Below are 1,295 nucleotides of genomic sequence, written 5' to 3' on the forward strand. Positions count from 1 at the left end.
ATCGTTAAAGAAATTAATTATCATTGAATTTAAATTTTGAGCTTTATTAATCCCTTTTTTAAAAACCAAACTTAATATAATAGAAAAACAAGCTCAAGAGCCACAATTGTAAAAAATTTTAAGTAAAAATACAAAACTTTAGTTTATCTTGGATTTTATTTTAAAGGTTAACTAGGGCCACTTTTTTAAAAATTGGACTTTATAGGTGTAATTTTGAGAGAAGAACATTGAATATATATTTATTATCAAAAATACACAATATACACCTTTGATTTAAATCCATAATTCAAAGTCCCTGTAACTCAAAAAGATATAAATAAGTCACTCCCTTAAAGAAATGATACCTTTTCTTAAAAAGTAAATATTCCGCCGATCCATATTATGGTAGTTTAACAGAGACTAAATTTGTTGATTACAGCCAGTGAAGAGCCCAGAGGAAAGTATCTTTTTGCTACTGTACTTTTTTATAGTCTCCTAATTATCTTTAGCTGAAACTTTGACTAGTTTGAATTACTTACAAACCTCCTTTCATTTTGCACTCTCATGAAATTATTGATAACTTCTGTCTATCTCAGTCGAATGCCCCGCAACTTGCCGCGAGGTGCGCCAGTACAACTTTGATTGAATGACTGAGTATACCCAGAGAAATGGTATGAATATCCTTATTGCTTGCAAAGAGGTTTGCCAGCTTCCCGCGTTGATTAAGAACTGCAAATGAGCAAGACATTTTTAAAGCTAAATGAGCAAGATATAAGGCTAAAACCCGGTTCTTATTAAAATATTCTGTACTAAACTATTTGAGGTAATACATTCATTTTTTGTGATAGGTTATATTCAAAAAAGATAATTCAACAAGGTAAGGCCACTATATTTTGGGAACCTCAGTTGAAGCTTAAATGTCTGAGTTGTATAGTTGTAGGGTCATGAAAATTAAAAAAGCAGGGGGTATCCGGGATTAGGCCCTTAATTTTCGGAAATGGAAGAATCTTGATCTGTGAAGACGAAAAAGGGACTATAAGAGATATCTATTTTCCATATGTAGGACTTGAGAATCACGGAAACTCTATAAAGGTTGGCATATGCGATCTCGATTCCCTTTATTGCAGCTGGCTTGAGAACTGGAAGATTCGACAGAACTATAAATCCGAGTTTAAGGAGGAGTTCTGTAAGCGTATTCTTGAAACCTCAGGAGAAGACAGAGAAAATGTAAGAAGGAAAAGTGGTATTCTGGAGGGCAACCAGGAAGTCCCTGAGGCCTGCAGGGAAGTTGTCTCGAATATAGGGGAAACAGTGTT

1 pseudogene is annotated in these 1,295 nt (G+C 34.0%); it reads left to right on the forward strand.

The features are described 5' to 3' along the window. Positions 1 to 987 precede the first annotated feature (987 nt). Positions 988 to 1,295 (forward strand): annotated as a pseudogene (locus BP621_RS02405) (glycoside hydrolase family 15 protein); the annotation flags it as partial.

Origin of the sequence: Methanosarcina sp. UBA5 (assembly GCF_002505485.1) — an archaeon.
Lineage (GTDB): Archaea > Halobacteriota > Methanosarcinia > Methanosarcinales > Methanosarcinaceae > Methanosarcina.